At 73.0% G+C, this 24,337-nt stretch carries 10 protein-coding genes; 1 reads left to right on the top strand and 9 read right to left on the bottom strand.

Annotated features, from left to right (window positions below; genetic code table 11):
- Positions 1 to 14 precede the first annotated feature (14 nt).
- From ALLO2_RS08195 to ALLO2_RS08170, 6 genes are all read right to left on the bottom strand, one after another.
- Positions 15 to 1,205: a glycosyltransferase gene (locus ALLO2_RS08195; protein WP_035731016.1), complete on the bottom strand. Its 1,191-nt coding sequence runs from the start codon at positions 1,203 to 1,205 to the stop codon at positions 15 to 17.
- 10 nt (positions 1,206 to 1,215) lie between these two features.
- The gene (locus ALLO2_RS08190; protein WP_011435381.1) at positions 1,216 to 2,169 is read right to left on the bottom strand and encodes an alpha/beta fold hydrolase; all 954 of its coding nucleotides are present in this window, start codon (positions 2,167 to 2,169) and stop codon (positions 1,216 to 1,218) included.
- 6 nt (positions 2,170 to 2,175) lie between these two features.
- Positions 2,176 to 2,553 (bottom strand): acyl carrier protein, encoded by a 378-nt coding sequence (locus ALLO2_RS08185; protein ID WP_235186826.1) that lies wholly within the window; start codon positions 2,551 to 2,553, stop codon positions 2,176 to 2,178.
- A gap of 2 nt (positions 2,554 to 2,555) precedes the next feature.
- Positions 2,556 to 7,793, bottom strand: a complete 5,238-nt coding sequence (locus tag ALLO2_RS08180; RefSeq protein WP_051875006.1) for a type I polyketide synthase — start codon at positions 7,791 to 7,793, stop codon at positions 2,556 to 2,558.
- Positions 7,786 to 15,324, bottom strand: a complete 7,539-nt coding sequence (locus ALLO2_RS08175) for a type I polyketide synthase (RefSeq protein ID WP_035730934.1) — start codon at positions 15,322 to 15,324, stop codon at positions 7,786 to 7,788. Before ALLO2_RS08175 ends, ALLO2_RS08180 begins: the two co-directional genes overlap by 8 nt.
- Before the next feature lie 1,476 nt (positions 15,325 to 16,800).
- A complete protein-coding gene (locus ALLO2_RS08170; RefSeq protein ID WP_011435377.1) occupies positions 16,801 to 17,694 on the bottom strand; it encodes a LuxR C-terminal-related transcriptional regulator in 894 nt (297 codons plus the stop codon).
- 936 nt (positions 17,695 to 18,630) lie between these two features.
- Between ALLO2_RS08170 and ALLO2_RS25490 the strand changes: the two genes are divergently transcribed.
- Complete coding sequence (locus ALLO2_RS25490; RefSeq protein WP_011435376.1) at positions 18,631 to 19,104, top strand: hypothetical protein; 474 nt, start codon at positions 18,631 to 18,633, stop codon at positions 19,102 to 19,104.
- 72 nt (positions 19,105 to 19,176) lie between these two features.
- On the opposite strand, the gene ALLO2_RS27020 is transcribed toward ALLO2_RS25490, so the two are convergent.
- The 3 genes from ALLO2_RS27020 to ALLO2_RS08150 all read right to left on the bottom strand — a co-directional run bounded on the left by ALLO2_RS27020 (position 19,177) and on the right by ALLO2_RS08150 (position 24,138).
- Positions 19,177 to 22,893, bottom strand: a complete 3,717-nt coding sequence (locus tag ALLO2_RS27020; protein ID WP_232234968.1) for a LuxR family transcriptional regulator — start codon at positions 22,891 to 22,893, stop codon at positions 19,177 to 19,179.
- Positions 22,894 to 23,016: 123 nt separating this feature from the next.
- Positions 23,017 to 23,316, bottom strand: a complete 300-nt coding sequence (locus ALLO2_RS08155) for a DUF4193 family protein (RefSeq protein ID WP_011435374.1) — start codon at positions 23,314 to 23,316, stop codon at positions 23,017 to 23,019.
- 432 nt (positions 23,317 to 23,748) lie between these two features.
- The gene (locus ALLO2_RS08150; protein WP_035730931.1) at positions 23,749 to 24,138 is read right to left on the bottom strand and encodes a co-chaperone GroES; all 390 of its coding nucleotides are present in this window, start codon (positions 24,136 to 24,138) and stop codon (positions 23,749 to 23,751) included.
- Positions 24,139 to 24,337 lie beyond the last annotated feature (199 nt).

Genomic DNA, 24,337 nt, shown 5'->3' with positions numbered 1-24,337 from the left:
CGCCAGACCGAGCATCAGACCGCCAGCTTCTCAAGGTGATCGGCGGCGGCGGCCACCCCGCCGGCCGCGGCGAAGGCGGCCCGCATCCGGGCGGCGGCGGCCCGGTACGACGGATCGTCCAGCACGGCCGTCACCGCGGAACGCACGGCGGTGGGTCCGGCCCGACCGAACTTGACGCGCACCCCGGCCCCGTTACGGACGACCTGCTCGCCGATGATCGGCTGATCGTCGCGAACCGGGGCGACCACCAGCGGAACCCCGTGTGACAGCGACTCACAGACGGTGTTGTTGCCGGCGTGGCACACCACCGCCGACAACCGCGGAAGTAACGCGACCTGCGGCACGAACGGCGCGACCAGCAGATCGTCGGGCGCCGCGGCGGCGAGGTCGTCAACGAGCCCGGGTGTGGCGACGACGATCGCCTGTACCCGCTCGGGCAGGCCGAGCAGCCCCTCGGCCGCCGCCCGCAGAAACCGACCGCCGGCCTCCCGGGTCACCGTGCCGAGGGAGACGAGCACCGCCCGGCGGGCCGGGNCGAGCCAGTCCCAGGGGAACTCGCCCGCCCCGGCCCGTTTCCCGACCGCGCTGCCGACGAAGACCGCGTAGTCCGGGATCCCGGGATTGTGCAGCATTTCCCGGACGGAGAAGACGAGGGTCAACACCTCGGAGAAGCGCAGGTCCCCGATGGCAGCCTCGTCGGGCGGCACTCCGTGCCCGGTCTGGAACTCCCGCAGGCGGTCGACGACCCACTGCCCCAGGCCCGCGAGCACCCCGTAAGGATTGTCGAACTCGGCGGAGGTCGCCGCGAGGGTCGCCCAGCGCAGGCCCCGGCGACGGGCGACGAGCGCGGCGCCCACCGCCTGCTGGTCGATGACGAGCAGGTCGGGCTGGAAGTCGTCGATGATCCTGTCGATCGCCGGGGCCATCATCGAGCCGAGCGGGAGCAGGAAGTCCTCCCACAGGAACTTCAGCGACGCCGGCCCCCGCAGCGCCCGAGACGCGTCCTGGATCCGGGACCACTTCTCGCCCAGGCCCGCCTCGGGTAACGCCAGCAGGGCCAGCTCCGGCGGGATCAACGATCCGATGACGCCCGCGTACCCGGCGAGCGCCACCTCGTGACCACGGGCGGCCAGCTCGGCGGCGACCCCGACCGCCGGGTTGACATGCCCGGTCAGGGGCGGCACCACGAACAGCACGCGGCTCATCAGACTCTTCTCACGCCCCTCGCCCCTCACGCCCCTCGCCGGCCGCAACTGCCGCGTCGGCCGAGATCGGGGCCGGCCGGCGCTCGGCGTTGAGATCGGGCGGCGGCACCCGCTGCGTCACCCAGTCCGGGGTGGCGAAGCGCCGGCCGTTCGCGCGCACGTAGGGCGGCGGCGGCGTCTGGCGGCGGAACAACCACCACCGCAGCAGGTCCCGCAGGTAGTGCGCGGCCTCCCGCAGCACCATGTGCGTGTGGTGCTCCAGGACGATCAGGGTGCACTCGGGCACCAGCGCGGCCAGGCCCGCAGCCTGCCCGATGATGTCGGAGTTCTCCCCGTACACCGCGAGCACCGGGACGTTCAGCGCGGCCAGCGCCTCGGTGGAGAACGGCGGAGTCGCCAGCATGTCGGTGGCGATCGTCGTCTCCTGCAGCAGCCGCTGCGCGGCCCGGGTGGCGCGGCTGGCCACGCGTCCGGCGCCGTTGTCCAACCACTCCTGGACCTCCTCGTCGGTCATCGCGACGAGGATCTGGGTCAGCGATCGGGCCATCTCCTCGCCAAGACCCTCGATCAGGAACGGCGGCTCGATCAGCGTCAGGCTCGCCACCCGGGAGGTGAACTCCAGCCCGAAAGCCAGCGCCATCGTGGCGCCGTAACTGTTACCCACCAGGTGCACCGGGCGATCCACCCCGAGCTCGTCGAGCAGCCCGAGCAGATCGGCCATCGAGTCCGCCAGCTCGTAGCCGCCGCGGGTCCGCTCGCTGCGCCCATGGCCGCGCAGGTCGTAGCAGATGACGTCGCAGCCGGCATCGGCGAGGCAGTTGCCCAGCGTGAAGTAGAAGCTGGAGATGTTGTCCATCACCATGCCGTGCACCATCACGACGACCGGCGAGTCCGTGGACGCTCCGCCCCTGGGCGCCAGTCGCTGCACGTGCAGCCGGATCCCGTTCGCGATGATCTCAGCCACGGGCCTTCAGGCCGATCCCGCCGGCGCCAGCGTCGGGAGGCTGTCGACGATGAAGTGGACGACCTCGCCGACCCGCATGTTGATCACCTGGTCGACGTCCATGTCGGCAAGGAGGCCGACGAAGTCCACCGCCTCGCCGTAGCGCCCACGCAGCCGGTCGGCCAGCGCCACGAACTCGATGCTCTCCAGCTCGAGATCCTGATTGAACGAGGTGGCCATCGTGATCTCCATGTCCACGACGTACTCCTCCCCGATCACCTCCCGCAGGAGCTCCGTGACCTCGCCGAGGATCCGGGCCTCGGCCTCGGCCCGCGTGACGGCGTCGGTGCGGTCGTCCGGATCCGGGCCGGGAGGACCCTGCCTCGTCGTGCTCTGCGCAGACATCATCAACACTCCTTCTGGCTCTGGAGACCATGCGCCTCGACCTCGGGGGAGGTCCAGGCGACTACATAACTGACGGTAGCGATATCGACTCTTCCGGTGGAGACGTCATCGCCCACAGCGTCCTGACGCCGCGACGGCGATACCCCGCCCTCGCGGGGCGCCGGGCCGGTCGGTTCCGGCTGAATCCGGCCGGCGGCGTCCACCGTACGCAACGCCACCCACCGGGTCCGCTCCGGCACCGACCCGTCGGGACCATCCCCGTAGACGGTGACCCGGACCAGGTCGGGCGGGGTGCCCCCCACCGGGGAGGACGCGAGCCCATCCCTTCCCGGGGAATGGGCCTTCCCCGGGAAGGGATGGGGGCCGTCCACGACGAACCGACGTGGACGGCCAGCGAGGCCCGTTCCGTCGGCCTTCGCCGCCGCCTCCTTCGCCGCCCACAGCCGGGTGAACCACACGGCCCGCCGGTGAGGATCGGTGCCGGCGACCCGATCGAGCAGGCGCAGTTCGGTGGGCGCCAGGGCCGCCTTCTCGACCCCGGCGGCGCGGGACACGATCCGCTCAAGATCGATGCCAACCTCCCCGTCCGCGGCGACCAAGGCCACGGCGAGCTCCGGCTTGTGGGCGAGCGACACCCCCGGGGGGTCGAACGCTGGGACACCCGGCCGCGCCGGCAGGGAGGTGATGACCGGGGCACCCACGTCGTCGTTACGGATCCCGACCTCGATCCCCCAGACGGGCCCCGCTCCCCGTTCCCACAGCCATCGCCGGACTGCGTCCTGGGCGGCGATCCGTCCCAACAGCCGGCCGCGTGCCGCCCTGGGGTTGAGCGCGGCGAGCCGGGCACGCTCGGCGGCATCGGCGTAGTGGCGCACGATCAGTTCCCGCGAGGCCGCGTCGGGCCAGCGGTCCACGGCGACCACCCAGCCCTCACCGGAGGGCTGGGCCACCGTGTTCAACTCCGGTGCACGCACCATCGCCCAGAGCACGTCGTCGTTGGCGAACCGGCGGTCGGTCCACCCGGTGATGACCGCCCAGACACGTCCGTCGGCCCGCCGCACCTCCATGTCCGCGGTCACCGTGCGCTCGGCCACCTGCCGGATCCGTACGACGCAGTCCACCAGGTCGCCCTCCACCGGTGCCGGGCCGTGGAACTGCACGTCGGCCAGGGACTGCGGGAGCAGGAGGGAGTCGTCGGACAGATGCTCCATCGCCCAGTAGCCGAAGAGCTGGCCCACGTTGTCGAGCAGGGCGCCGGACGCCGACGGCACCCGCAGACGCCCCCGGATACCGGTCGGGGCGATCGCCTCGATCCGATGGATGCCCTGGTAGCCGGGNCCGTGGAAGAGGAACCGGGCCCCGTAGAGATCCCTGCCACGATGCCGCGGGGGCCGCTCGACGGGCAGCGTCGGGCCCGTCCGGCCCACGGACAGATCGGCGGTGATCGCGGTTGACTCGGGCGGCGGCAGGNGGNCCGCCGCGAACAGCACCGTGCCGCGGGCGTAGCCGTCCACGGTCACCCGCACCGCGTCCGGCCCCGCGGGGGCGAGCGCAATGGACACCTCCACCGCCGGCTCGATCGCGAGCCAGCGCAACGCCCGGACGTCTCGGACACCGACCGGCACCCGGCCCGGCAGCAGCGCGGCGGCCTCGCCGATCATGAGCTCGAGGACCTCGGTCATCGGCACGACCGGGAACAGATCGGATATGTCCGCCCAGCCCGGCGGCTGACGGTAGAAGCAGTGGTCGACGATGTGCGGCATCGACGCCAGCGACAGCCGTCGCCGGAACATCCGCGGCCCGGGTTCGGGACTGTCACGGGGCACGGGTACCCAGCCCACCGCGGACGTCCGATCGGCGCCCGTGCCCCGACCGGCCGCCCCGCCGTCGGCCGCGCTCGCGCCGCGGCGAGGAGGGACGCCCGTCGAACCCGCGTCGCCGTTTCCGCCGGCACCGCCGGACGTGCCACCGCCCCGGGGAGCATCGTCGGCGCGGAACCGAGCACCACCGCGCACGCCGCCCGACCGCACGCCGCCCGACCGCACGCCGCCCGACCGCACGCCGCCCGGGATCGCATCGCCCGGGATCGCCCTGCCCCCCGATCCGGGCGGGGGGACCCGAGCCGGCGTCGCCCCATGCGACCAGCGGTCGACCACGGTGGACATCACCGCGTCCGCCTCGGCGAGCGCGGCCCGCAGCTCGGCAATCACCGGATGCGTCGGCACGTCACCTTCGGCCCAGGCCGGCGGGTTCCGGTGGGTCCGATCGGCACTGCCCGGGTTGAGCAGGTCGCCGGCCCCGCCGCCGAGGCGGATCAGGGGGGTGCCGAGGCTCAACCGCACCGGGGCGCCGACGCGGTGCGGTCCGTTGGCCGCCCGGGGGAGCGGCGGCACCGCCGGCGCGGGTCGCGACCGGCAGGGCAGCAGGTCCATCCGGGGCGCGGCGCCTTCCGCCCACATCGCCGCCGCGACCCGCCGCAGCTGGTCCAGCCCGGGACGCTTCACGGTATTCGTGACCAACGAGAGATGGTCGTTGCCGGGCAGGGTGTCGTCGACGAATCCCGCGACGCTGCCCACTCCGACCTGGATGAAGGCACGCACCCCGCGCTCGCGCAGCCGCTCGACGAGCTGGCGGAAGCGTACCGGTTCGACCAGGTGTCGAAGAGCGAGCGCGCGGATGGCGTCGTGGTCGCTCGGGTAGGGCGCCACCGTGGTCGCCGACCAGATCGGCACGCTCGCCTCGACGAACGTGGTGCGGGCGAGCCGCGCCCGCATCGGGTCCAGGTACGGTTCGAGGAACGGGGAGTGGAACCCTGACCGGAACGGCAGGATCTGGCCCAGCACGCCGTCGCGGCGCAGCCGGTCCAGCGTGGTACGCACGCTGTCCTCCCGCCCACAGATGATCGACTGATGCGGGCAGTTGTCGTGGGAGACGACGACCTCGTCGAGCCCGGCGATGACCTCCGTCGCGCGCTGCGCGCCGCAGCCGAGCGCGCCGAAGACGACCCCCGGCACCTCCAGGGCTGTCGGGTCGAAGCCGGCGAGGAAGTCGTCGGTGTACTCGTCGGTGATCAGCCCGCAGGAGATCATCGCGTTCCACTCGCCGATGCTGTGGCCGCCGACGAGGTCCGGGATGATCCCGAGCCGCCGCAGCGCCACATCGAGGATCCGGCCGACCTCAACGCTCGCGACGCCATGCCGGCCGAGCATCCCGGTGTCGTCGAGGGTCGGCTTCGTCAGCCCGAAGTGTTCGCAGACATCGTCGATCCGCGGGGTGAACTTGTCCTCCAAGCCGCAGAACAGGAAAGCGGTCTGCGCCGGGGAGTCCCCACCCGCCCGCGCGGGGGCGAACATCCCTGCCGGGGTGAACCACAGGTCGTTGCGTCCCCGCCAGGGGGTGCCGCGCTCGACGACGGTGCGGGCGAGCGCCAGCCGACGGGCGGTCGGCGCGACCAGGGCCAGCCGCCACGGCCCACCGGTCGGCGGGGTCGCGGCGTCGTCGCGGGCGAGCAGTTCCGCGTCCGGGACGTCGAGCTGGGCCAGCAGGTCAGCCGCGTCGGCCCCGGCGAACAGCAGCACCGGTTCGACGTCCGGACCGACGTCCGGGTCGGCTGCCCGGTCCACCGTGGTCACCGCCGGGGCGGCGAACGTACGGGCCGCCGTCACCGCCGCGGGTGCCGGCGCCTCCTCCAGCACCAGATGGGCGTTGATGCCGCCGAACCCGAAGGCGTTGACCCCCGCTCGGCGGGGACCGCCGCCGGCCGGGGCGTCCCACTCGACGACGGCGCGCACCGGCGCGAACCGGCTGCCCACGAACGCCGGATGCGGCTCGTCGCAGTGCAGCGTGGGCGGCAGGACCCGGTGGTGCAGCGCCAGCGCGGTCTTGATCAGAGCGGCCGCGCCCGCGGCCGGCATCGCGTGACCGATCATGGACTTGACGGAACCGATCCCGATGTCCGCCCGACCCGGCCCGGCCGGTCCGCCCGACGCGGTGCCAAAGATCCGGCTGAGGGTGGCGAGCTCCACAGCGTCGCCGGTGGGGGTGGCCGTGCCGTGCGCCTCGACGAGGCCGATCGCACCCGGCGCCGTCGGGTCGAGCCCGGCATCCGCCCAGGCCCGGCGGACGGCGAGCGTCTGGCCTTCGACGGCCGGGGCCATCAGCGAGGCGGACCGGCCGTCACTGGACGTGCCCGATCCCCGCAGCACCGCGTAGATCCGATCGCCGTCGCGCTCGGCGTCGGCAAGCCGCTTGAGGACGACCATGCCGACGCCCTCGCCGATGAGAATGCCGTCGGCCCGCCGGTCGAAGGGACGGATGATCTCACTCGGGGACAACGCCCGCAGCAGGGTGAAGACGCTCCAGAACGACGCCTCGTGCACGATGTGGGCGCCACCGACGATCATCGCGTCGGTCCGGCCGGACCCGAGGTCACGCATCGCCATGTCGACGGCGATGAGCGATGACGCGCAGGCCCCGTCCACGGTGTAGGCGGGTCCGCGCAGGTCGAGCCGGTTGGCGATGCGGGAGGCGGCGAGGTTCGGCACCAGCCCGATGGACGCCTCGGGGCGCTGCGGTCCGAGCTGGGCGACGAACGCCTCCCGGACCCGTTCGACGGCCTCGGCCGGCAGGTCGGGCAGGATCTCGCGCAGCGTCGTGACAATCTGGCGGGAGGTGCGCACCCGCTGTTCGAGCTTGGCGACCCCGGGACCGACGTAGCCGCCGCGGCCGAGCACCACCCCGACACGCTCGGCGTCCCCCAACCGCTCGGGACCGCCGGCGTCCGTGATCGCCTCGGCGGCGAGCCGCAGGGACAGCAGCTGGTCGGGTTCGGCCCAGTCGACGGCCAGCGGCATGATGCCGAACGCGGCCGGATCGAACGACGCGAACTCCTCGACGAAACCGCCACGCCGGCAGTAGAAGGCGTCGCTGGCACCGCCGGGGCTGCCCACACCGCCGGGTCTGCCCACACCGCCCGGTCCGGCGCCGGGACGGTCACCGCGGGGCAGGTCGGGGCGAAACAGGTCGGGGCGGAAGTAGTCGTCAACGTCGAAACGCTCCGGCGACACCTCCCGGATCGCGTCGACACCCCCGACGATGTTGCCCCAGAAGGTGCCGAGGTCGCCGGCGCCGGGGAACAGCGCCGCCATCCCGACCAGGGCGATGGGTGGGGCGCCGCCCCCGGACGCGGACCGGGATCCCGACGCCGACCGCCCCCCCGGCCCGGCACCGGGCTCAGGCATCGAACGACTCCACCGAGGCGCACATGTAGACGACCTGCGCGGGCGTGCCCGCCGGAGCGGCCAGCTCCCGCAGCAGGGCGGCCACCCCGTCGGCGGGATCGATCAGGCCGATGCCACGGCGCGCGTACTCCCGGGCAAGCTCCGGGGAGACCATCCCACCGCCGGTCACACCGGCCGCACCGGCCACCGCGCCCCCGGTCACCGCGGGGGCCGGTCCGCCGGCCCGTGCCACGAAGTCCCGCGCGGATCCCCAGGGACCCCAGTCGACGCTGACCACCCGGCCGGCGAAGCGGCCCGCACAGGCACCGGCGAGCGTGTCCAGGGCGTCGTTCGCGGCGGCGTAGTCGACCTGGCCGCGGTTGCCGAAGACGCCCGCGACACTCCCGAACAGGACGACGAAGCCGACGTCGTCCCGCAGCGCCGCCAGCAGCGCCCGGGCACCGTCGATCTTCGTTCGGTACACCTGGTCGAACGACTCGGGCGTCTTGTCCCGCAGGAGTCGGTCCGCCAGGATGCCCGCACCGTGCACCACGCCGTCGAGGCGACCGTGGCGGGCGTAGACGTCGGCCACGACCGAGGCAACGGCGGCACCGTCACGCACGTCCATCGCGTGGTAACGCACCGACGAGGCCAGCCGACCAAGGACCTCCAGCGTGGTGCGCACCTCCCGCTCGGCGAGCAACCGGGCCACCTGGGACTCGATCTCGGCCGGCCGGCGGACGCCGGTGGCGACAAGCGCGCGGCGCAGCGCCGGGGCGTCGAGCGCATCCGCCGTCACCGGATCCTCCGGTCCGGTGGGCGGTGGGGTACGCCCGATCAGCTCGATGGCGCAGCCGCTGCGCCGGGCGAGCTCCACGGCGACGGCCGCCGTGATACCCCGCGCGCCACCGGTGAGCAGCACCACCGAGGAGGGACCGAGCTCGGCGGGCAGTTCGCCCGCATAGCCCGCCGCACCCACGTCGCCGACGTCGCCCGCGACGCCCAGCTCCACCGGCCGGATCCGCGGGGTCGCGCGGACCCCGTCACGGTAACCCACCACGGACGGCCCGCCGGGGGTGAGCAGCTCGACGAGCAGGCTCTCGGCGATCCGACGCGGTTCGTCCTTCGGTTCGACGTCGACGAGGCGGACCGCGATGTCGGGAACCTCCCAGGCGATCGTGCGCACCAGGCCGGCGAGGCCCATCCCCGGGGTCAGCTGGATCCCCTCGTCCCCGGCGTCGCCCGGGGCGAGCGCTCCGGTGCCGTGGGGCGACGGGCGACCGAAGCGCCCGCCGTGCCCGGTCGCGACGAGCANCCGCCGGCTGCCGCCGAGGGCCGCGGCCCGCAGTGCCGCGAACGCGGCAGGAAGAACGGCGTGGTCGCCGGCACCGGGATCGATCGAGGCGATCCACACCAGGCCGTCCGCGCCGGCGCCGGCTCGAACCTGACCGACCAGGCCCCGGTCGTCGGCAGCGAGGATGCGGGCCTCGGCACCCGCCTGCTCCAGCAACGTGGCGAGCTCGAGTCCGACCCCGAGACCACCCTCGACGAGAAGGAAGCGGGCCCCGGCCAGCGACCCGGCACGTCCGACCGGCTCCGGGGTCGAGGGCACGGGGACGATCTCCGGTTCGACAACGAACCGCCGTAGCGGGATCGCGGCTGTCGAGCCGGCCCCCCCGGACTTCGCGACTCCGGCGGACCGACCGGGCCCGGTGGGCTCGGCCGGTTCGGTCGCGCCGGCGGCATCCGGATCCACCGACGCGACGATCCAGTCGACGATGCCGCGGACAGTCTTGATCGCCGCCAGCTCCTCGACGNCCTCCTCGCCCAGCTCCCCCGACCCGGCATCCACCAGACCCAGCCGCTGCGCCAGCTCCCCCAGAATCTCCGTCCGCTTGATCGAGTCGATCGACAGGTCGGCCTCAAGATCCAGATCGGGCTCCAGCATCTCCACCGGATAACCCNTCTGTTCCCCGATCACCCCCACCACCGCGGCCGACACCGCGGCCCGGTCCAGCACCACCCGACTCGCGGCAGCCATGTCCGGCGCGTCGTCAGACGCGACCCCCGGCCGCGGCGGCACGAAGCCCGGCACGTCGTCAGACACGACCCCCGGCCGCGGCGGCACGAAGCCCGGCACGTCGTCGGACACGACCCCCGGCCGCGGCCGCACAAGGTCCGCCGGCCGCCCCTCGGGGAGCTGGCCGGGCCGGGCCAGGCCGGTCGGGTCGATGCCCAGGTAGCCCAGTACGACGTCACGTTGCGCCGCGACCAGTTCCCGGGTGGTCCGCAGAAACTCCAGCACCACGGCGTCCNCCGGTCCGTCNCCTCCAAGTTCGGCCAGTCCGGCGGGCCCCGCCGCAGGGTCGTCGGTCGTCTCGCTGTGGTCGGTCACGCCGGCGCGGTCGAACGGGGGAGCCGGCGCCACGGTGTCCTCGACGAACCCGCGCACGCCGACGATCTCGGGCACGGATGCGGCCCCGGGCACGGAGGCGACCCCGGGTGACGTCGTCCGCACCGTCAGCCGGGTCGGCGGCCGCAGCCCACCAGGAAGGAACCGGCCGTCGGGCGTGCGCACATAGGCCCCGTCGATGAGCCAGCCGGGACGGCGCGGCAGGTCCGTCGCGCTGACCACCCGGGCGTCGCGGCCGGTGAACAGCGCGGAGGGGTCGAGCTCGACACCGACGGCGGCGAGCTCGGCGAGGGCCAGCAGCAACCGGCGCAGCCCCGGCTCGCCGGCGACGTCGGTGGCCACCACCCGGTGCGGTCGACCGGCCAGAATTCTGCCGACGAGTTGCGCCAAGACGCGGCCGGGCCCGGCCTCGACGAAGGTCCGCACCCCCGCGGCGTACATCGCCTCGATCTGCTCGACGAACCTGACCGGCGCCGCCACCTGACCGGCGAGCGTCGCCCGCACCTCGTCCGGGCTGCCGGGGTAGGGCCCGGCGGTCGTGTTGGACCAGACCGGCAGGGTCGGCGCCTCGACCTCGACCTCATCGAGCCGGGCGGCCAGCGCCGTCGCCGCTTCCGTCACCACCGGGCTGTGGAAGGCGCACGCGACCGGGATCGGCTTGGCGCTGATGCCGGCCCGGCCGAGAGCCGCCACGGCGGCGGCAACGGCGTCCGTCGGCCCGGAGATCACGCTCTGCCGCGGGGCGTTGTGGTTGGCCACGACGACCCGGCCCGGTCCGGCCTCCCCACCCGTAACGGCCCCGTCGAGCGCGGCGCGGACCTGCTCGACCGACGCGGAGACCGCCGCCATCGTGCCCGGGTCGTCGCCAGCGGCTGCCAGGATCGCCGCGGCACGGGCCTCGCTCAGGCCGATGAGGTCCCGCCGGTCCAGCGCCCCGGCGGCGCACAGCGCGACCAGTTCGCCGTAGGAGTGCCCGGCGACGTGGTCCGGGCGCACCCCGAGGCTGGTCAGCNGGTCGTGGACGGCAAGCCCGGCGAGCCCCAGCGTCGGCTGGGCCGCACGGGTGTCGGTGATCGCGGCCGCCTGGGCGGCCTTCTGCTCCCGGGAGAAGGCCGCCGGCGGGAACATCGTGTCCGCCCACCGGGGGGCGAGGTCCAGCACGGACCGCAGCCGTGGGAAGGCGATGAACAGGTCGGCGAGCATGCCGGGCCGCTGACTGCCCTGACCGGGGAAGAGGAACGCGGTGGCACCCGGATCCGCGTCCTGGTCCCGGACGAACAGACCCGCCCGAGGGTTCGACGTGAACGTGCGCGCCTGGTCGATGGCGGTGGGCAGCGCGTCGAGGTCGTCGGCGACGAACGCGAGCTGGACCGGGCCGCCGCGTTCCGCGCAGACGGTGGAGGCGAGGTCACGCAGGCGGAACGGCCGTCCGGCCGCGTCGTTCGCGACGATCAGCTCGGCCAGCCGGTCCAGCGCCCGGGTGGCCGCCGCCCGGTCGGTGCCGCGGACGACGAACAACTCCGCGGGCCAGCTGTCGAGGCCGTGGGCGGGCTCGGGCCCGCCGTCATAGGCGGACAGCACGACGTGGAAGTTGGTGCCGCCGAATCCGAAGGCCGACACGCCGGCGTGGCGCCGCTCGGCCGGGGCAACCCACGGCTTGGCGACGTCGTCAAAGTAGAACGGGCTGCTCTCGGCGTCCCAATAGGCGTTCGGCGTGTCGATGTGCAGGGTCGGCGGCCGTACCCCGGTCTCGACGGCCTTGGCCATTTTGATCAGACCGGCCAGGCCCGCCGCACACTTCGTGTGCCCGATCTGCGACTTCACCGAACCCACCGCGCACTGGCCCGGCGTCGCACCGTGGTTGGTGAAGACCTCGGTGAGGGTGGCGAGCTCGGTGCGGTCCCCCACGACCGTTCCGGTCGCGTGCGCCTCCAGCAGACCGATCTCGCTGGGCGAGATCCCCGCCCGCCCGTAGGCCCGTTCCAGGGAGAGCACCTGGCCGGCCTTGCGCGGCGCGGTCAGCCCCAGGGCCCGCCCGTCGGAGGAACCGGCGACGGCCCGGATGACGGCGTGGATCCGGTCGCCGTCCCGTTCGGCGTCCGCGAGCCGCTTGAGCACGACGACGGCCNCCCCCTCACCGAGGCTGGTGCCGTCGGCGCCCGCGTCGAAGCTGCGGCACCGACCGCCCGGAGACAGCGCATGGACGGAGGAGAACAGCAGAAAGTCGTGGGCGCCCGCGTGGGTGTCCACGCCGCCGCACAGCACCATGTCCGAGGTGCCCGCGACGAGCTCCTTGCAGGCGGCGTCGAGGGCGGCGAGCGACGACGCGCAGGCCGCGTCCACGGTGAAGTTCACCCCGCCGAGGTCCAGCCGGTTGGCGACCCGGCCAGCGATGACGTTCGCGAGCATGCCCGGAAACGAGTCCTCGTCCAGCTCCGGCAGGAACTCCTCCAGCTCGGCCGGCAGGTCCCCGAGCAGCGCCGGCCACAGGGAGCGGAAGCTGTAGGCACCGGAGAGATCCGTCCCGGCCTCCGTGCCGAAGACCACCGACGTGCGGGAGCGGTCGAACGCCCGACTCTCGCCGGCGGTCTTCTGGCCCACGTCCTTCTGGCCCGCGTCGTACCCGGCGCCGCGCAGCGCGCGGGCGGCGACCTCCAGCGCGAGGAGCTGGCTGGTCTCGATACTGCGCAGCGACTTCGGCGGGATACCGTAGGCCAGCGCGTCGAACGGCACCTGCGGGAGGAAACCGCCCCATCTCGACGGCGTCCTGCGGCCAGCGTCCCTGAGCACCGCGTCCGGGTGGTAGTAGACCTCGGCATCCCAGCGATCGGCCGGGACCTCGCGGATGGCGTCGTTGCCGGCGACGATGTTCGCCCAGAAGCTGGCCAGGTCCGGGGCGTCCGGGAAGATCGCGGACATCCCGACGATCGCGATGTCGAGCGGCCGGGCGGCCGGGCGGCCGGGCGCCGCGCTCCTGTCGGCGGGCCGCGGCTCGGCGGAGCGCAGCTCGGCGGAGCGGGCGGCGAGCCCGGCCGTGGCCTGCGCGGTGACCTCGTCATGCAGCTCGGCGATGCTCGTCCGCCGCGAACGCAGGGCGGCGACCTGTCCGATCATGTACATGCCGTCCCGGGCCTGGGTCGCGGGATCGACCGTGACGACCTCGCTGCCCTCACGGCGCAGGCCCTTGCTCGCGACCCGCAGCCGGCCGAGGTTGAGCGCCTCGAGCTCCTCCCACATCTGCTGGCGGGAGTTGCCGGCGGCGATCAGCTCACGGCGACGGCCCAGAAAGGTGTGGACGTACGCGGACTCCACGCACCGGGTGGCATGACCGGGAGAGGTCTCGAGCAGCACGGTGCGCTCGCAGTCGAGAGCGGCCTGCTGGAAACCCGGCAGGATCGCCCCGGACGCGACGGCCTCGGCGGTGAACAGGTACGCGGTGCCCATCAGCACGCCGACGCTCGCGCCCCGCTCGGCGAGCGGCCCGGCCGCCGCGGCGACCATCGCAGCGGAACGGGCGTCATGCACGCCCCCGGCGAACAGCAGATGCAGGCCCGCGAAGAAGTCCGGACCGGCCTGATCGGTCGTGCCGAACTCCAGCAGGCCGGCGATCTGCGCCTCCCACAGCGGGAAGCTCGCCCGCGGCCCGACGTGCCCGCCGCATTCACGCCCCTCGAAGACGAACTTGCGCGCGCCGTCGGCCAGGAAACGGTTCAGCAGCCCCGGGGACGGGACATGCAGGAACGTGTCGATGCCGGCGGCCTCCAGCGGGGCCGCCTGTGCCGGGCGACCTCCGGCGACGATCGCGCAGGCAGGACGCACGTCATGCACGGCGGCGAGTTGGGCGGCCCGCAGCGGCGCCGGGGCGAACCCGAGGACCCCGACCCCCCAGGGCGCGTCCCCGAGCAGGTCCGCGGTCTCCTCCAGCAGGGCGCGGCTGTCCTCGCCGCTCATCAGCGCCAGGGCGAGGAAAGGCAGCCCGCCCTCGTCGGCGACGGCATGAGCGAACGCCGCCCGGTCGCTGACCCGCGTCATCGGTCCCTGCGCGACCGGGTGGCGCAGGCCGCGGGCAGCGGCGAAGGGCGCACCGGGGGCGAGGGGACGGGTACGGGCGGCGGCAGCGATGCCCTCGCGGATGCCCTGACGCACGGCCCGTACGACACCGCCCGCGGTCACGTGGCGGTCGGCGAGATCGGCGGCGAACGCTCCGTCCTGGCCGACCGGGAGAAACTGGTTACGCAGATCACGCGCACCCAGCCGGAACGGGATCGCCGTGGCAGCGCCGGCCATGGCGGCGCCCGTCATGGCGGCGACGGGCAGATCGGGGCGGGNGTACACCCGGNAGCCGGCGAGGAGGGTGGTCTCGCTGCCGTCCATCGCGCGGATCGCCGCCGCGACCTGTGCCGGCAGCTCCATCTCACGCACCAGGGCGAGCTGGGAGTCCAGGACCACACCGGCCGCGCCGCCGGCCACCGCGGCCGCCGCGGTGGCCGGACCGATCCCGCCAGCGGCAAACACGGGCAGCGGCGCGCCCTCGGTGGTGACGAACGCCTGCGCGAGCAGATGTTGCAGGAGGGTGAAGGTGGTGAGGTCGCCCACAGGCCCCCCGGACTCGTTGCCTCGCGCGATCAGTCCCTCGACCCCCGCCGCCACCGCGTCGCGCGCCTGCGCAACCGAGGTGACCTCCGCCCAGACCCGGCGCCGCGCCTCTCCACGCGGCCCGCTCGTCCGCCACCGGCTCGTCAGCGCGCCGATGTCCCAGCGGCTCCCCGGGCCCGGCCCGGCATCCGCCCACGCGACGGGGCCGGATCGGGGATCCGGACCGGATCGGGCGACGAGTACGACGGTCCCGACGCTCGCGGGCAGCTCGTCGGGATCGAGGGGGCAGCCGGGGGCAGCCCGCACCCCGAACCGGCCCGGCGCCCACCGCGCGGCGTCCCGCAGCGCATCACGCGCCGGTCCGGCCAGCAGCCCGAGATCCAGCACCCCGAGCCCTCCGGCCCGCTGCACCGCGGCGACCAGGGACGCGGACGGTTCGGCGAACGGCGTGATCACCACGACCAGCTCGCGGGCGTCGAGCGGATCGCGGTCGGCGGGATTGGCCGGCGAGGCCACGGGTGACGCGCTGGGTGCAGTGGTCATCGGCTGGTCCTCCCGACCGGTCCCCGCCTGAGGCAGGGCGCTGAGGGGGCAGAGGCTGAGGGAGCTGTGCTGGTCCGCATGGGCGGGCAATCGCTGGTCCGGATGGGCGGGTAATCGCTGGTCCGCGTGGGCGGGCACCTCAAGGGCAGGCGGGCAGCCGGCAGACCCGTGGCCGGCAGCGCGTCCGCTGCCGCACGATCGTCGCGGCGGCGCATCGAGGCCATGGAACTCACCCACCGAACCAGCATGATCGACTTGTTTCGGACGACAGGACCGCCCGCACCATCCAGACCTCCTGGTCAGTGCCGTCGGGACGGCAGACATCCGGGAAGCCGCATCCGCCCTGAGTATGCGAAAAACGAACCAACCCCCAACAGGCTGTCGCGGAACTGGTGTCCCCCGGTCCCACGGCGGCCGCATCCGATTAGCCGACACGGGATTGCCAACGTGCGCGGAATACTAGCCGGCTCGGTTGGGATCATTGCGCGGTGCCGGACCACAGCGGTGATCGTGGGCCCATCGGACCACTGGCGCGGTCGCCGTGACCAGGTTCGGACGACATCCAGTCGCCGGCTCGCCCACCGCCGGACATCGATGACGATGTCGCGGATCGGGATTACACAGAGCCCGCAGGGGTGTGCACCGGGCGACGTCATCAATCGCTGCGGCCATCGATGGAGGTTACGAATGAGTATCACGCAGGTCGCTATCCCGGTCGCCGGTCGCGGCGGTTTCTCTTCAGAATCGATCATCTAATGCGGCGATGAACAGATGTGGCTACTTTCCGGCAACACACGCCCGCACGCGCAGGGCCTGGAGAAATCGGATGCGAGGACGACGCCCCGGGAGGTATGGAACCACGGGCGGACACCGTCCTGAAAATCGATCGTGGTCGCCGCCGGCCGGGTCAGGCGCTGACGGACGGAGACTGACTCCTTCAGACCCCATGCGGACCAGAAGGGACATCGGCCAACCTAGTCACAGCGCGCCGTCGATCGCAAGCTTATCCGATCAACTTTCCGGCAACGACCTCAATAGGGATGCCAATGGCAACATTTCAGCCACAATAAGCGACAGTCGTCGCGGGGCGTGCAGGACATGACCCTCGGGACCGGTCAGGCGAGGCCAGATCGATTACCACGGACCGGCTTTGTCACCCGGGTGGGATCATCGGCACGCGGCCGTCGGCACCGGGAACGGACACGCAGGGTGTCCGTTCCCGCCACTGCTCGATCATCGGGACCGGCCTCTCGCCTCATCCCTTCGCGCCGAAATGCCGGCGGCCCCGATGGAGAGGTCGATCATGATCGCCGTCATCGGAGGATCAGGTGCCGGCGACCGCGTCCCGCGCGGTGGCGCACCGGGGTTCGCGGCTCGAATCTGAGGTCGTAGATCATCGGCACCGCCGCGGATCCCACGGATCCCACCGATCGAACATCCACGGCAGCGGCCTCATGACCTTATGACGTCACAGTTTCAGGGCCGCGGGTTGCCGGGGGCCGCGAACGCGCTCGTCTCCCGCTGCCACGCGATCGCCAGCTGGGTCCGGTTCGTGCACCCCGTCGCCACGAGCGCATGGGTGAGATGGTGCTTGACCGTGTCGATGCTGATGCACAGCGCCTCGGCGACCTGGCGGTTGGAACGGCCTTCGGCGACGAGACGGACGACGTCGCGCTCGCGCGCCGACAGCTTGCCCGCGACCGACGGGCCCGGGTCCGCCCGGATGTAGAAACGCAGGAGATTACCGAGATGCCGCCCGAGAACTGCCCCGACGGCGCGGTCCCGCGGTCCGAACGCGCCCGGCCGAGAATCCAGCAGGGACACCACGGCGCCCACGTTCGACGGACCGAACAGGCGGATGAGCAGCTTCGCGTGGATGCCGTGTGCCCGCAGAAACCGCTCCAGGCGCATCCGCACCTCCGGGCGTTCCGGGACGCCGAGATCGTCAAGGGTGGCGAGCCCCCGCTCGCGGACCGAACGCAGGCTGTCCGGATTGCTGAGGGCCTCCAGCTCCCGGTAACGCTCCAGGTAGGGGCCCGCGAGTCGAAGCGCCAGCCCGCGACCGGTGGGCCGGGCGTCCTGGAAGGCGGTCTCGAGCGAGGAGCCCAGGAAGAAGGCGGAATGCCGGTAACCGAGATGCCGGGCCATGCCGTCCAGGGCGAGCTCGCGGAAGGATGCCAGCGACGACGCCCGCTCGCAGTCCTCCACCACGCGCAGGATGCCGCGCAGCTCGGCCGCGCCGAGAGCCAGGTCCCGCGGCATCGGCGCGGTACGCGCCACCGGAGCGGACCGGACGGGCGGGCCACCGGCCGGGACCGCGCGGCCGGTGGCGCTCGGCACGTCGCCGCGGCCCATCGGCGAGCCGCCCATCGGCACGCCGCTCCCCGGCGGGCCGGAGCGCTGGTGCAGCGGTCGCCCCGCACCGGCGCCGGTGGCGGCGGAATGCCGGGTGGCCGGCGAGCGGTGCGGCGGGGNCAGCGGNGCGGGNGAGCTCGCGGAGACACGCCTCGCGACCCGGCCCGCCGCAGCGGCCTCGGCGGATGTGTCGACGGTCACGCCAATTCGCGGCCGATGTAGTGCGTCCTCACCGATAACATCATGCGGGCGGGAAACTCGGTCGGTCACACGTGCCTCCGGGGGGGGTCAGAACTCAGAACCGACGCCAGGCCTCGTCCGCTAGGGACGATGCCGCCAGGTTGATTTCCGGCGAAGTTGGACAGGTTCGGCAAGCGTAGGGCCCACCTCCCTCGCTACGCCAGCAGTCGCCCACGCCCCCCCGATCACACTCACCCCGCATCTTCGGCTCAGCCGGGGAAAACGCGACCTTAACGCACGTAAACGTTTGGGATGACGGCGTCCGGCGGCCCCCCGGCAGTGGCTCGAGGTGATTTTTCCCTCCCGCTGGCACCGCCCGTCGGGGCTACCTCACAAGTACGAGATTGGCTCCCCCGGCCTCGATCGCGGCCGCGAAAGAAGCCGGAAAACGTCCTCCGGCGCGGGTGAGCCCTGGATCCCGACCGACATCGACAGCATGAACATTGGTCACGCAGGGTATCCACGGCGGCAGTGCACGGTTTCGCCAGCGGTCCGCGGCCCGCCCCGGAGGGGTGGAGTTCTCCGCTCCCCGCACGGACCACCCATCCCATGGTGCCGCTCCACGACGACGACACATCGAGCGCGGACACCATCGAGCGCGGCCGGGGCGCGATGTGGCCATGCACCGATCATCGACCGGCCGAAGCCACAGGTCGAAGCCACAGCAGGAGACCAAAGCCACGGTAGGAGAGAGGCGGAGGTACGAAGGCGATGACCTTGGGGCGGTCGGTCTTCCTGGTCGTGGTGGGTGCCATCCTGCGCTACGCGCTCACCTGGCACACCACCGGAGTGGATCTCCAGGTTCTGGGTCTGATCCTGATGATCACGGGGATCGTGACATCGATGATCTGCCTGCTCCGCGCCTTCCTGCCGGCACCGGCACGGGCCACCGCACGTACCCGCGGAGCGGGGCGGACACCGATCGGGCCTGGTCCCGGCCCGATCGGGCGGCGCATCGAACGAACGGCGGCGTTCGGCACATACCGGTACGGCCCACCGCAGCCCGGGTCCAACAGGATCCAGAGGGATGCCGGCTACCTCGATGCCGGTCACACGGGCCCCGGTCACACGGAGAGCGACCGCACCGATGCCGGCTATGCGGACGCAGTGGACGACGGACCCGGCTCGGGGGGAGGGTACCCACCCCCGTGCCCGCCGCGATTCACTGAATCACCGTCATCCTGATCGCGGCGCCCCGACCACCGGACCGTTGACCTCCCACCTAAAATTTATTTTTACGATAAACGGTATGACTATTTACAATAGACGCAATTCGCGCGCGCGATGTACAGCGTCGCGACGCCGTGGCACGTCGAGCTTGCGGTAGATGCTCTTCAGGTGCGTCTTCACCGTGTTCACGGAGACGAAGAGCTCGGCGGCGATCTCGGTGGTCGTCAACATCGTCGGCAGATAGCTGAGGACCGCGAGTTCCCGGTCGCTGAGCCGGCCACCCGCACCGGGTCCCCGCCCGTCCCTGGAACCGGGTGAGCGCTCACGCGCCCCCGGCTGCCCTAGGGAGATCGGACTTGTTCCCGTCCCAAGGCCGTAGCCCGCCGGACCGGAGGGGCCGGAGGGGCCGGAGGGGCCGGAGGGGCCGGAGGGGCCGCGCGGGACGTCGGCCCCCTGCCTGTCACGGTCAGGCGGCGCCGAGCGCGCCGCGGGGGTCATGAGGGCCGGACGTGCCATTCGCCCGCTCATGACGGATCGACGTGGGGTGGCCGGCCACGCGGGCGCGGGCACCGCCACCTCTCCGCTCGGCATCCCCCCGCTCGGCGNCCCCCCGTTCGGCACCTCCAGGCCGGCCGCCCCCAGAGGCGGCACCCCCAGAGGCGGCACCCCCGCCCCGGATACGGCCATGACCGGTCCGCCGTCGGTCGGCGTCCGCGGGTTCACCGCGGCGGCGGACTCCGTCGTGGCCATGGCCCGCAAAGTCGACACGAAGAACGGATGTGCGGCGGAGAGGCCGGGATGGGCATCCAAGATCGCCAACGGTTCGCCGCCGAATTCGAGGAACGGGCCAGCGAGTCCCTCGTCCTCGGCGAGCGCGAGGGCACGCGCCAGCAGGTCGGTGGCCCGCGCATGGTCATCACGCCGCGCGGCCGCCACCGCTGCCACCACACATGCCGACACCACCGAACCGCCTCCGCCACCGTCCGCCCGCAGCAGAGCCGCCACCGCGTGCTCCGCTCCCTCTAGATCAGCGCACGCGAGGTTCGCCCGGGCCGCCGCGAGCGCGAGAGCATGGTCCGGCCGGCGGGTGTCGGCCAGCTGGCCCAGCAGCTGCCGGGCAGCCTGGGCGTTCCCGACGGCGATCAGCAGGTCGGTCTCGGCGGCGCGCCACAGCGACAGACACAGCGGCGGTCCGGCCGGCCGTCCTCGCGACGCCAGGAGACGGCGGGCAGCCCGCACATCGTCCGCCTCCCCACGCCGGCATCGCGCCCTCGCCTCCAGCACGACGATCAGATCGAGCAGGTAGGGAGGATGCGCCGGGGTGAAGGCCATCCGCGCGAGGTCGAGATGGTGCGTGACACGCACGTCGTCGACCCGGGCTGCCGCCACCATCGCATGGGCGAGATGCGCCTCGACCAGGCCTGCCGGCATGTCGGTCCGACCATCCGAGGATGCGGGGACGGCCGTGGGATCGACCGGGCTGGCAGTGATCACAGCGGCGGTGGCGACCGCCGCTGCCGCGCTGGACTCGGCCTGCCGCAACCGACCCCGTAGCACGTAGGCGAGAGCCATCGCCCCGGACGCCGATGCCTCGACCGTCCGCAGACCGGTATCCCGGGCCGCCGTCATCGCCTCCCGCAACGCCTCCAGCGCCAGGTCGGGACGGCCGAGCCAGAGCTCCGCCCGCCCGCGCGCACACCAGGCCACGGCTGCCGCGATCCTGTCGGAACCATCCACGCCCCCATCCACGCCACCACCGGTCGATCGCGCGACGATCCCGGCCGGGCGGTCCGGCGGGGCCCCACCGACGACGGAGCCGGGGCGGGCCACGTCTCCCCCGACGTGATCACGTCGAACACCGCCCGGCTCCCGTCCGGGACCTTCGGCGCCCCCGACGGGGCCGGCGGGCAGGAACCGGGGATCTCCCGGCGGCCGCATGTCGGCGGGCGGTCGTGGCCGGCCCTTCCCCNCAGCCTCCNCCCGCCCCGTCACACCGGCAACCACCGGACCAACCGGCTGCGGCACGGCGCCCGGCCTGCCCGGGGACCGTAGCAACCGGCGGGTGATGCTCAGCATCTCCTCGCACGCCCCGGCGAGCTCCGCCCGGCGCAGGTCGACGAGATCGGCCCGGACCGCGAGCGCGCGACGACGGGACACGACCGCCGCGGCGATGCTCCCCCGGGCCACCTGCAGGTATCTGGTGGCCGCCCCCACCTGTCCCCGGCCCAGCCGGCCCACGGCGGCGACCAGTGCGCACTCCGGCGACCACGAGGCCGGGGAGTCCGGCATCCCCGTCATGATCGGGCTGAACCCCGCGACGCCGCCATGCAGGGCGTCCACCATCTCGGTCCCATCGACGAGCAGGCAGGCCGCGTACCACCAATCCCCGGCATGCGCGGCGTGATGTACCGCGTCCGTCGTCCGACGGTGNGCGGCGAACCAGATCGCGGCTCGCAAGTGGAGCTCAGCGGTGTCCTCGTCGCCGTCCGCGGCCAACGCGGAACGCAGCACCGCGGCAAGCAGCCGGTGAAAGCGGAACCATCCGCCGTCGTGGTCGAGCTCGACCACGAAGCCGTCGGCATGCGCGAGTGCCGCCAGAACTTCCTTCCCGCTCACCCGTGCGCCCACCGTGGGTGCCGGCGCGGCACGCGAGCCGGTAGCCGCCGCCAGGACGCCCGCGTCCATCCGCTCGGCCGCGACGGCGTCCGCCAGCGGCCCGGTCATGCGCTCCAGGACACTGGTCCGCAGGAGGAAGCGGCGTACCGGCGACGGCTTACCGGCTAGCACCTCGGCCCGCAGGAAATCGGCGATCGCGGGATGGCCGGCCACGGCGCCGGAGAAACCAGCCGTGTCACCGAGGCCACCGGACGGGGATGCGACGGCCGCTTCCCACCGCCCATCCGCCCCCGGCAGTGGTCGTCGTTCCCGTGCGGCGAGCGCCCCGGCCGCCAGCCGCAGCCCGGCCGCCCAGCCCTCGGTGACGTGCACGAGACCGCTCACCGTCGCGGGCGACGCCGTGATCTCCTGCCGGCCCGTGATCTCCTGCCGGCCCAGGAGCGCGGCGGCCTCCGCCCGGGTGAAGGCGAGATCTGCCGGACCGATCTCGGTGATCCACCCGGCGGCCCGCAGCCGGTGCAGCGCCACGGGCACCATCCGGCCCATCAGAATGATCCGGGCCCGATCCGCGGCCCCGTCGATCAGCAGTTCGAGGCCGTCGAGGTCCGAACGCCGGGTGATCAGATGCACGTCGTCGAGGATCAGTATGAAGGACGTCGGGAGGTCGGCGAGGATGTTGGCGAGCCGTCGGTAACGCCGATCATAAAGATCGTCGGCCGCGGGACCGTACCGGNTCCCAAAGCCCTCACCGGCCGGGAGCAGACCGTGTCGTCCCAGCCCGTGCAGCAGCTGCGGCCACAGTGGGAGGCCCGGCCCCCCGCCACGCGGGCCGGGGACGACCGCCGGATCGACCCGCACCCACACGATCGGCGTCTCCCCCCGCCGGGCCGCGGCCCAGGCCGCGACCAGCACCGTCTTGCCCGAGCCGGCCGGAGCCCGCACCACCGTGAGGGGCAGGACGGTGGCGGCGTCGAGTGCGTCGAGCAGCCGTGGTCGATCGACATGACCCGGCGGGGCCGGCGGGGGGNCGAACCGGNTCAGGAGCAGCGGCAGGCTTTCGGGACCGTCCGCGGGATCCTCCTCCCCGGGACGGGGAGCGGCATCCTCCGGGCGGAGGGGCCGTCGACCCTCAAATGCGGCGGGACGGGACCGGACGGAACCGGACATCGGTGACTGTTCGTCGAGCATCCGCACCACCCCCAGCGACAAACTCGCGCTAGGTAGTGGTACGCCTACTCAGACGACCGGGCAACCGGGCAACCGGTCCGCACCGCCCGCCGTCGAGGGACACCCCGCCCCGGGACCCGGCCCTCAGGCCGCGCAGTCCGAACAGACGACGTGACGGACGTCTGCGAGCTGGCTGCGGTGCTGCACCAGGAAGCATCGAGTGCAGGTGAACTCGTCGGCCTGCCGGGGAAGTACCCGCAGCGACAGTTCCTCGTCGCGCACCTCCGCATCCGGAAGGTCCAGCTCGGCCTCGAGGGCGTCCATGTCGTCCCCCAGGTCCGCCGCCGCACCGGCGCGCTGCGCCTTGAGCGTCTCCAGGCTCTGTTCCTGGAGCTCGTCCTCCTCGACATCCGTGCTTCGCCGAGCGTCGAAGTCACGAGCCATGCGTCTCCTTCCTTTCCCTGCCGTCGTTCACCCAATGGGTATGCCAACCCATCGGTCTTGGGTTCGACCGAGCGTGAGGAGCCATGAAACACTGCACCTCAGGACATCGGCTGGTTACAGTACGCAGTGACCCCAAAGATTGAGGTGACGCGATGCCCTGTGTCCGCATTTCCGGGTGCCTCCACCACATCCAAGGGTCCCGGCCGGAACGCGGATCTCCAGAGCCGAGCGAAGGATACGGGGCGGANCCGCGTCAGGCCAGGCAGCGCCNGGCNGGCGNGGTGTCNCTCCCGCCACAGCCATGATCAAACATCACGACTCCGGTGGACCGCCCGCATCTCGATCGATGCGGCACCGTACACCACCTGGACGCCGCGCCGTCATCGGATGGTCGGAAAGGGCCACGCAAGCCTGGGGGCCGACCGGCCGGATCTAGAGATACAGACCCGTCAGGCCGTCGTCCAACCGCTCCGCCGCGACGGCGTGCACGTCCCGCTCCCGCAGCAGAACGTAGGTGGTCGAGTGCAGCTCCACCTCGGCCCGGTCCTCGGGGTCGAACAACACCCGATCGCCAACCTGGATGGTCCGCACGGCCGNCCCCNCCGCGACGACGTCCGCCCAGGACAGGCGCTTCCCCATATGCGCGGTCGGGGGGATGACGATGCCCGCCTTCGACCGCCGGTCCACGGAATCCTCACGCGGCTCGACCAGCACGCGGTCGTGCAGGAGCCTGATTGGCAGCGCGCCGGACTGCATGACACCCGATTGCGTGCCCACCCCAGCCGCGCCGACCCCGTTGACACCGCCGGACACAACGTTCACAGGGTCGGACACTACCCGCCTTCCAATCACCGGTGACACCCCAGGCGGCATTTCACGACCGCCCGATCGACCGACCACGTCCGCCGGCCGAGACTTTCCACGCCTCCCGGCCGGCATCCACGCACCCCACACCTCCTCACCGGAGGGGCCAGCCCGGCCGTCCTGATTCCCCGCCAACGTTCCGCCCGGGAATGCCCTC

Origin of the sequence: Frankia sp. Allo2 (genome assembly GCF_000733325.1) — a bacterium.
Lineage (GTDB): Bacteria > Actinomycetota > Actinomycetes > Frankiales > Frankiaceae > Frankia > Frankia casuarinae.
This window is presented reverse-complemented; position numbering and strand designations above follow the sequence as displayed.

Bases quoted from the DNA above. Each gene is read 5' to 3' on its own strand.
- ALLO2_RS25490 (WP_011435376.1), top strand. From the start codon at position 18,631: ATGACCTTGGGGCGGTCGGTCTTCCTGGTCGTGGTGGGTGCCATCCTG.
- ALLO2_RS08155 (WP_011435374.1), bottom strand. From the start codon at position 23,316: ATGGCTCGTGACTTCGACGCTCGGCGAAGCACGGATGTCGAGGAGGAC.
- ALLO2_RS08185 (WP_235186826.1), bottom strand. From the start codon at position 2,553: ATGTCTGCGCAGAGCACGACGAGGCAGGGTCCTCCCGGCCCGGATCCG.
- ALLO2_RS08170 (WP_011435377.1), bottom strand. From the start codon at position 17,694: ATGGGCGGCTCGCCGATGGGCCGCGGCGACGTGCCGAGCGCCACCGGC.